General features: G+C 72.9%; 8 protein-coding genes. 3 read left to right on the top strand and 5 right to left on the bottom strand.

Features of this window, described 5'->3' with window-relative positions:
- The first annotated feature begins 772 nt into the window (after positions 1-772).
- Positions 773-1,120, top strand: a complete 348-nt coding sequence (locus OHA34_RS38375) for a hypothetical protein (RefSeq protein ID WP_329520329.1) — start codon at positions 773-775, stop codon at positions 1,118-1,120.
- On the opposite strand, the gene OHA34_RS38370 is transcribed toward OHA34_RS38375, so the two are convergent.
- Positions 1,094-1,951: a putative RNA methyltransferase gene (locus OHA34_RS38370; protein ID WP_329520328.1), complete on the bottom strand. Its 858-nt coding sequence runs from the start codon at positions 1,949-1,951 to the stop codon at positions 1,094-1,096. The two genes, OHA34_RS38375 and OHA34_RS38370, sit on opposite strands and share 27 nt — an antisense overlap.
- Positions 1,952-2,035: 84 nt before the next feature.
- Entirely contained in the window at positions 2,036-2,389 is a 354-nt protein-coding gene (gene trxA, locus OHA34_RS38365; protein WP_285936303.1) for a thioredoxin, read from the bottom strand.
- 133 nt (positions 2,390-2,522) lie between these two features.
- Between trxA and OHA34_RS38360 the strand changes: the two genes are divergently transcribed.
- Positions 2,523-3,542, top strand: a complete 1,020-nt coding sequence (locus OHA34_RS38360) for a sigma-70 family RNA polymerase sigma factor (protein WP_285936304.1) — start codon at positions 2,523-2,525, stop codon at positions 3,540-3,542.
- A gap of 93 nt (positions 3,543-3,635) precedes the next feature.
- Complete coding sequence (locus OHA34_RS38355; protein WP_285936305.1) at positions 3,636-4,985, top strand: class II 3-deoxy-7-phosphoheptulonate synthase; 1,350 nt, start codon at positions 3,636-3,638, stop codon at positions 4,983-4,985.
- A 183-nt stretch (positions 4,986-5,168) separates the two neighbouring features.
- Here OHA34_RS38355 and OHA34_RS38350 read toward each other — a convergent pair whose 3' ends face one another.
- The 3 genes from OHA34_RS38350 to OHA34_RS38340 are packed head-to-tail and all read right to left on the bottom strand — an operon-like array spanning position 5,169 to position 8,233.
- Positions 5,169-5,537, bottom strand: a complete 369-nt coding sequence (locus OHA34_RS38350) for an ATP-binding protein (protein WP_285936306.1) — start codon at positions 5,535-5,537, stop codon at positions 5,169-5,171.
- A gap of 49 nt (positions 5,538-5,586) precedes the next feature.
- Positions 5,587-5,913, bottom strand: a complete 327-nt coding sequence (locus OHA34_RS38345) for an STAS domain-containing protein (protein ID WP_329520327.1) — start codon at positions 5,911-5,913, stop codon at positions 5,587-5,589.
- Positions 5,914-5,944: 31 nt separating this feature from the next.
- On the bottom strand, positions 5,945-8,233 hold the full coding sequence (locus OHA34_RS38340; RefSeq protein WP_329520326.1) for a SpoIIE family protein phosphatase: 2,289 nt from the start codon (positions 8,231-8,233) through the stop codon (positions 5,945-5,947).
- Positions 8,234-8,389 lie beyond the last annotated feature (156 nt).

Genomic DNA, 8,389 nt, shown 5'->3' with positions numbered 1-8,389 from the left:
CCACCCACTCTCGCGGGCCTCACTCCGGGGCAACCCTTCTAACTTACCAGGATCTTCCCGGCTGTCAAGTCCAGATCCGAAGATCTTTTTCGACGGTCAAGAATCACCCGATCCCCACACACCAACCACACAGACCCAAGCCTGCGACTCGATGTACCGGGGGCGCCCACCGGGCCGGCCACCTTGCGGCGTCCTGCATCCCGTTCCGGGCTGACCTTCTCATCGTACATCAGTCCGAGCGAGGCTCGAACCGATTTACCGAGCTGGTCTCCCCGGGGCCGTCCGCCTCTCGGCGTCCCGCATCCCTCGGGGCATTGAGAACATTAAATGCGCTCTCCGAAAGCGTCAAATCGGGGCTCGCGCGCTCCGAATTCCCTGTCCGTGTCCGCCGGCGCCCGGCGACGTTCACGCCGCGCCTGACACCAGGTCGGCCCAGTTCACGCGCTATATGGGCCAGGTCACCGCGCGGTACGGTTCGGTCGGCCTCGCCGAGAGGCGCCCCTTCCCGGGCGCCGGGGCTGGGGCCATCGGACCGTCCCGCGCTCCGGCTCGCCGCCGCGCAGCTCGGGCATGAGGCGGTCGTCCGGCATCTTCCCGACCCCGGCCGCCGGACGCTGCTCGCGACCGTCAGGCTGGCGGAACCTCACCGCGTGACGCGATCCAAGAGGCTCCCGTACGCGGCGACTACGCGGTGACGCTGCGGCCGTATTCGGCGGCGGCACGGGCGTTCTCGACCTCGGTGGCGACAGGCCGGGCAGGGCAGAGCCCTCGGATGGCAGGACCCGGCCTTCCCTTCCTGAACGAACTCGGTGAGGCGGCACGGCTCGAAGGGGCGTCCTTGCGCCTTCTGCCGGGAGAGGGCGCGCAGCGCGCGGTGCTCACGACCGCTGGGGACTCCCGTTCCGACTGGCTCCGCGTGGGACAGGCGCTACAGCGCGTCCTGTTCGGCGGTACGGCCCGGTCTGTCTCGGTGGTGTTCCGCCGTCCGCCGTTCGGCCTCTCAGGCGCCGAGGACCTCGTGTCGCCCGGCGAGGTTCTCCAGGTGATGCTCGAACTGTCGCTGGACTCCCCCGCTCCCGCGCAGCCACCCGTGCTACTCGAGCCTGCGGAAAACCGATAGGACGAAGGACAGCGGCACCGGAAGCGGGTCCGGTAGTGACGCCAGCCGTTCCCGGAGCAGTTCGTCCGGGACGTGGTGCGCGCTGGGGCCCATGCCGACCAGCGTCGCGGTCTCCTCGTGTGTGAGGAGCGCTTCGCTCTCCAGCTCCTCGCGCGCGTCGAGCGTGAAGTAGCCGGCGACCGCCGCGTCGGTGCGCGCGGTCTTCTGCTCGTCCACCGACAGGATGCCGAGTGGCTCCACGAGCGAGCCGAGGTGACGCGGCGACGGCGTGACCGTGTAGAGGGCTCCCTGCGGATCGAGCACCCGATGGAACTCGGCCGCGTTGCGCGGGGCGAAGACGTTCACGATCGCGTCGGCCGCGCCGTCGCGGACCGGGAGTGGACGCCACAGGTCCGCGACCACTGCCCCGGCCCGGGGATGGGCACGCGCCGCTCTGCGCGCCGCGTGCTTGGAGATGTCGAGTGCCAGGCCGACCGCGGACGGCGCGCGGTCGAGGACCGCGCTCAGGTAGTGACCCGTGCCGGCACCCGCGTCCAGGACGCACGCCTTGCCGTCCAGCCGGGCGGACACGCGGTCGGCCAGCAGGTCGGTGGGCGCTGCGAAATGCCCGGCCCCGAGGAACCGGTCGCGGGCGCGCACCATCTCGGGGGTGTCGGCCGTGCCGGGACGGGCGTTGCCTGGCATGAGGTTCGCGTACCCCTGCTTGGCGATGTCGAAGGTGTGCCCCTCGGCGCAGCGGAGCCCGCGTTCCTCCAACGCGAGGCCGGCACCGCACACCGGGCACACCAGGTAGTGGACGACGTCGGCGAGCATCGTTCCATCATCGACCATGGCGGGGCGGAACGCTGCCGAAGCCCCCGGACGGCCATCCGATGTACACACGCCGGCACCCGTGCCCGCGGCCGGGCGGGCCGGTCAGGACTCCAGGCGGCTGCGGACGTCCTCCATGTCGAGGCCCCGCACCTGCTCGATCACGTTCTCCAGCATGGTGTCGGGCAGCGCCCCCGGCTCGGCGAAGACGATGACGCCGTCGCGGATCGCCATCAGCGTGGGGATCGAGGCGATCCCGAACCGCTCCGACAGCGCCGGCTGGGCCTCGGTGTCGACCTTGGCGAAGACGATGTCGTCGTGCTTGGCCGCCGACTTCTCGAAGATCGGGGCGAATCGGCGGCACGGGCCGCACCAGGAGGCCCAGAAGTCCACCAGGACGATGCCCGTGCCCTGCGCGACCTGGTCGAAGTTCTCCGCGGTCAGTGTGACCGTCGCCATGTCATTTTCTCCTCGGTCGGGGTATCAGAACGGGTAGAGCCGCTGTCAGCGTCGCAGTATTCCCGAATCGGGAATCACAGAGCGGTAATTAGACGTTGTCCTCTTAGGGAGATCGCACCGGAGAAGGGTCAGGATGGCTGCAACCCGTATCAAGGGCGACAGGGTCGACGCCCCCGACAAGGACCTGGTCGGGGCGTACCTCGACCGGATCGGCCGTACGCCTCTGCTCGACGCGCACGAAGAGGTCGATCTGGCGAAGGCGATCGAGGGGGGCCTGTACGCCGAACAGCTGCTCGACGAGGGGACCGTGCCCAAGGGCGCGAGCCGCGAGGAGCTGGAGGACCTGGTCTCGGCGGGGCTGCGCGCCAAGCAGCGCTTCGTCGAGGCCAACCTGCGCCTCGTGGTCTCGATCGCCCGCAAGTACCCGACCGACTCGCTGCCCCTCATCGACCTCATTCAAGAAGGCAATCTGGGCCTGATGCGCGCGGTGGAGAAGTTCGACTACCGCCGCGGCTTCAAGTTCTCCACATACGCGACCTGGTGGATCCGGCAGGCCATCGGCCGGGGGCTGAGCCACACCGCCCGCACGATCCGGCTGCCGGTGCACGTGGAAGAGGAGCTGTCCCGGCTGCGCCGCGCCGAACGGCAGCTCAGCCGCGAGCTCGGCCGCGAGCCCAGCCGCGAGGAACTGGCCGGGTCGGTCGGCGCCGAGCCCGAGCACGTCGACGAGCTGCTGCGCTGGCGGCGCGACCCGGCGAGCCTGGACGCGACCGTCGACGACGCCGGGGAGACGCCGATGGGCGACCTGCTCCAGGACCCGGACGCGGTGACACCCGAGGCAGAGGTGGTCGCCCTGGACGATCTGGAGGGCCTGTCCAGGCTGCTGGACCGGCTCCCCGAACGTGAGGCGGCGATCGTCCGGGCCCGGTTCGGCATGGACAACGGCCAGCCGCTCTCGTACGCGCAGATCGGGGTCCGCTACAACCTGAGCCACAATCGGGTGCGGCAGATCACCGACCGATCGCTGCGGCGGCTCCGGCAGCTCGCTGGGGAGACCGACCTCGCCGGGCGCCGGGCGCTCGCGGGCGCACCGGCACCGGCCGCCGAGGAACGAGAGCGGGAGCGCGCCGCCGCCGGGAGCAGGGCGGCCTGAACGAGTGGAACCGGTCCGGACCGGACCGGACCGGTTCCCCCCATGTCACGCGGATAGTGCCACACGGCGGAGCGTGTCATAGCCTTGTGGACTGTGAGTACATCGAACGTCACTGGGGAGCTCGACGCCTGGCGCGCCCTCCCCGCCCTTCAGCAACCCGACTGGGACGACCCCGCCGAGCTGCGCGCGGTCGTCGCGGAGCTCGCCGCGCAGCCCCCGCTGGTCTTCGCGGGCGAATGCGACCAGCTCAAGGACCGGCTCGCCGAGGTCGCCCTGGGTGAGGCGTTCGTCCTCCAGGGCGGCGACTGCGCGGAGACGTTCGCCGGTTCCACGGCCGACGCCGTCCGGAACAAGCTCAAGACCCTCCTCCAGATGGCGGTCGTGCTCACCTACGCCGCCAGCGTGCCGGTGGTGAAGATCGGGCGGATGGCGGGGCAGTTCGCCAAGCCCCGGTCCAAGCCGCTGGAGTCGCACGGCGGCCTGGAGCTGCCCGCCTACCGCGGCGACGCGGTCAACGGCCTCGACTTCACCGAGGCGTCCCGCCGGAACGATCCGAACCGGCTACTCAAGGCCTACCACTGCTCGGCGGTCACGCTGAACCTGTGCCGGGCGTTCACCAAGGGCGGCTACGCCGACCTGCGGCAGGTGCACGCCTGGAACCGCGACTTCGTGGCGCAGAGCCCGGCGGGCCGCCGCTACGAGCAGGTGGCCGGGGAGATCGACCGGGCGCTGACCTTCATGAAGGCGTGCGGGGCCAATCCCGACGAGTTCCACGGGGTGGAGTTCTACTCCAGCCACGAGGCGCTGCTGCTGGACTACGAGCGGGCCCTGACCCGCATCGACAGCCTCAGCGGCAAACCATACGACGTGTCGGCGCACTTCCTGTGGCTCGGCGAGCGCACCCGGCAGCTCGACGGCGCGCACGTGGAGTTCCTGCGGCACATCCGCAACCCGATCGGGGTGAAGCTCGGGCCGACGACCACCGCCGACGACGCGCTGGCGCTGATCGACCGGCTCAACCCCGAGCGCGAGCCCGGCCGGCTGACCTTCATCACCCGGATGGGCGCCGGGAGGATCCGCGACGTGCTGCCGCCGCTGATCGAGAAGGTGCACCGCAGCGGCGCCCCGGTGGCCTGGATCTGCGACCCGATGCACGGCAACACCTTCGAGGCCCCGAGCGGGCACAAGACGCGCCGGCTGGACGACGTGCTCGACGAGGTGGCCGGGTTCTTCGAGGTACACCGGGCGCTCGGCACGCACCCGGGCGGCATCCACATCGAGTTCACCGGCGACGACGTCACCGAGTGCGTCGGCGGCGGCTCCCCGATCGTCGAGGACGACCTGCACCAGCGCTACGAGACGGCGTGCGACCCGCGGCTCAACCGCGGGCAGTCGCTCGACCTGGCCTTCATGGTGGCCGAGCTGTACCGCAAGACCCAGTGACGCGGGAGCCGGTGCCGCTCGACGACCGGTGACGCTCCGGGACCAGTGACGAACGGGCCCGTGCCGCTCGCCCCCGCGCCGGGGAGAGCGACACGGGCCCGCACGTTCACCCGGAGACGGCACCGCCGGGCGCGGGTGCGCCGGGGCGTCGTCCCGGGAGACCAGCGTCCCGGGAGCGTGGGATCAGATGGTGACCTCGGCCCAGACGACCTTGCCGCCGGTGACCGGGTCGGCGCCCCAGGAGGTGGCGAACCGGTCGACGATGAACAGCCCTCGGTGCGACTCGTCGAGCGGGCCGGGGACGGTGAGCCGGGGCAGCTGGGCGGCGCGGTCGCGGACCTCCACCCGGACCCGGCCCTGAGCGCGCAGCAGGCGCAGCTCGAGCGCGGTGCCCGCGTGCCGGACGGCGTTGGCGACGAGCTCGGCCACGATGGCGGTGACGAGCTCCTCGCGCTCCATCAGCGCCCAGGTGCGCATGGTGCGGGCGGCGAGCCTGCGGGCGTACTCGACCGCCTCGGTCTGCGGGGCCGCGCGCAGCGTGGTCTCGGTCATCGGGCCGGTCACTCCGCCCGCTCGCCGCACGCCGTCGGGTCGCCGCCCATCAGCTCACTCCTTCGGTGGGACCGCCGATGAGGAAACGGTCGAGCCCGGTGGTCCGCAGGACGTTCTCGACCCGGCCGTAGGCGCCGGTGACCGTCAGTGAGGCGTTCTGCGCCCGGGCGTGCTTGTAGGCCCGGACCAGGACGTTGAGACCGGAGGAGTCGCAGAAGTCGACCGCCGTGAGGTCGACGACCACGGACCGCTCGCCCGCGTCGACGAGCTCGGTCAACCGCGACCGCAGCTCGTCGGAGGAGTGCAGGTCGATCGAGCCGCGCGCGGCGATCGTCGCGCGGCCGTCCTGTCGTGTCGTGTGCAAGGCAAGCCCCACGCCACCCCACCTTACCGATTGTCGGTCTCCATCATGATGCCCGGAGAACTATGAGAGCAACGTCGTCGTTCGAGGGTTCGGGGCCGAAGTCGCGGACCGCGCGCTGGATCCGCGCGGCCACCGCTCCCGCGCTGAGCCCGGTGCAGCCGGCCAGCAGCCGTTCGAGGCCGTGCCCGTCGCCGAGGAGGCGGGTGCCGGAGCGGCGCTCGGTGACGCCGTCGGTCACGCACAGCAGCACCTCGCCCCGGCGGAGCTGGACGGTGTCGGTGTGGAAGTCGACGCCGTCGAACACGCCGAGCAGCGGCTGCGGGGTGGCGGCCTCGCGCACCCCGCCGTCGGGGTCGAGCAGCAGCGGCGGCGGATGGCCCGCGCTGGTCAGCCTGATCGTGACCCCGTCGCGGCGGGCCCGGGGCGTGATCTCGCCGTGCAGCAGGGTGAGCAGCCGGCCCCGCTCGCCCTCGCCGAGGATCAGCCGGTTGAGCCGGGTGAGGACGCCGGGGACGGACATGTCCTCGGCGGCCAGGATGCGCAGGGCGTGCCGGGCGAGGCCGGTGACGGCCGCGGCCTCCGGGCCGGTGCCGCACACGTCGCCGATGGCGAAGCGCCAGCGGGGCACGGGGGCCGGGGCGGCCCGGCCGGCGACGCTCTCGAAGACGTCGTAGAAGTCGCCGCCGACCTCGCTGCCCTCGCCGGCGGGCTCGTAGACCACCGCGACCTCGAGTCCCGGGATGTCGGGAATGGCGGGCGGCAGCAGGCTGCGCTGCAAGGCGCTGCTCATCGCGGTCTGGGCGGAGAACAACCGGGCGTTGTCGACGGCGAGGGCGGCGCGGCGGCTCAGCTCCTCGGCGAGTTCGACCGCGCTGCGCGGGAACCGGTCGCCGGCGGGGCGGCCGATGACGATCGCGCCGATCCGGCGACCCCGGGCGATGAGCGGGAACGCGTACGCCTGGTCGTTGGCGGTGGGACCGGCCGCGGCCCGGTACTGCACGGGCGCGGTGGTGGGGCCGTTCCAGGGGCCGGGGGCGTCGGTGGGCGGGGTGGCCTCGGCGTGGTCGAGCAGGTCGCGGAGCCCGTCGGCGAGGGTCTCGTCGGCGTGCCACACGTAGGCGAGCCGGACGGCGTCGGCGTCGGTGACGGTGTAGACGGCGCACCAGGACGCCAGCCGGGGGACGACGAGCTGCGCGACCAGGGCCATCGTGCGCTCCTGGTCGAGGGTGCCGGCGAGCAGGTCGCTGGCCTCGGCGACGAAGCTGAGCCAGCCCCGCCAGGACCGTTCCAGCTCACCCACCCTGGCCTTCTCCAGGGAGAGCGACATCTCGTCGGCCAGCCGGCCGAGCCGGGCGCCGTCGGCCTCGTCGAAGCGGCCTGGGGCGGCGGCCACCGCGACGACCAGTCCGGTGAGGCGGCCCTGGGACTCCAGCGGGGCGGCGGCCAGCGACCTGGCGCGCAGGGCGGCGGCGAGCGGGTCGGAGGTGTCGGTGGAGACCCACGGCGAGCCGGCCCGGGCGTGCGGGCCGAGGCTGACCACCGACAGCTCGCCGAGCGGGACCTCCTCGGGCAGCCCGGCCGAGGCGCCCATGATCAGCCGGCCGTCGCGCTCGGTCAGCAGGACGGCCGCGCCGTCGGCGCCGAGGACCTCGCGGACGGCGGTGACGGCGTCCTCCATGGACTCGCGGGCCACCGGGGAGCGCAGCAGCTTGTCGCCCGCCGCCGGCACCTCGGCGGGGGCCTCGCCGCCCGTCCGGGCGTCGCCGCCGCCGAGCCGCCCCTCGGCGGCCGTACGGGAGGCGGTGCGGGGCTCGGCCGCCGCGCGCGGGCCGAGGACCCGTTCGGCGGTGCGGGTGGTCCCGTCGGCACCCGCGGGCGCCCCGGCCGGGGCGCCGCCGACGGGGCGCTCAGGCGTCCCGGCCGTGCCGGAGGCCTGGGCTGCGGTGCCGTTGGCTGCGGCGGGGCGGGGCAGCCGGAACCACACGCCCTTGGTGCGGTTGTCGTAGGAGACGCCCCAGGACGCGGCGAGGCGCGCAATGGAGGGCAGGCCGCGCCCGCTGGAGGCGGTCACGCCGGGCATCTCGATGGTGCGGGTGGGGTGCCGGTCCCGGACCTCGATCTGGATCTCGCCGTCGCCCAGGTGGCAGGTGACTTCGAAGGAGGTGCCTGCGTAGGCGACGGCGTTGGTGGCCAGCTCGCTGGTGGCCAGGATGGCGTCGTCGGCGGCATCGTCGGCGTTCCAGTCCGCGAGCACCCGCCGGACGAAGCGGCGCGCGTCCGCCACCGCGGCGGCGGTGGACGGGAAGGTGGCCGACACCGTCTGCCGATCCAACTGTCGTCCCTCATTCGAAAGCGTCGTTTACCAGGGCCCGGCTATCGTGGCAGACCGGTCGACCGCTCGGCCAGGAGAAACCGGACCGCGCCGCCACATGGAGGCGCATGTCACCGTGGCCGGACCGGTCCGGGCGGGCTGCCGGGCCCTCCCGCC

The sequence above is a fragment of the Spirillospora sp. NBC_01491 genome, assembly GCF_036227065.1.
Lineage (GTDB): Bacteria > Actinomycetota > Actinomycetes > Streptosporangiales > Streptosporangiaceae > Spirillospora > Spirillospora xylanilytica.
This window is presented reverse-complemented; position numbering and strand designations above follow the sequence as displayed.

Excerpts from the sequence above, each read along its gene's own strand:
- OHA34_RS38375 (WP_329520329.1), top strand. The coding sequence starts at position 773 with ATGGCAGGACCCGGCCTTCCCTTCCTGAACGAACTCGGTGAGGCGGCA.
- OHA34_RS38370 (WP_329520328.1), bottom strand. The coding sequence starts at position 1,951 with ATGGTCGATGATGGAACGATGCTCGCCGACGTCGTCCACTACCTGGTG.
- trxA (WP_285936303.1), bottom strand. The coding sequence starts at position 2,389 with ATGGCGACGGTCACACTGACCGCGGAGAACTTCGACCAGGTCGCGCAG.
- OHA34_RS38360 (WP_285936304.1), top strand. The coding sequence starts at position 2,523 with ATGGCTGCAACCCGTATCAAGGGCGACAGGGTCGACGCCCCCGACAAG.
- OHA34_RS38350 (WP_285936306.1), bottom strand. The coding sequence starts at position 5,537 with ATGACCGAGACCACGCTGCGCGCGGCCCCGCAGACCGAGGCGGTCGAG.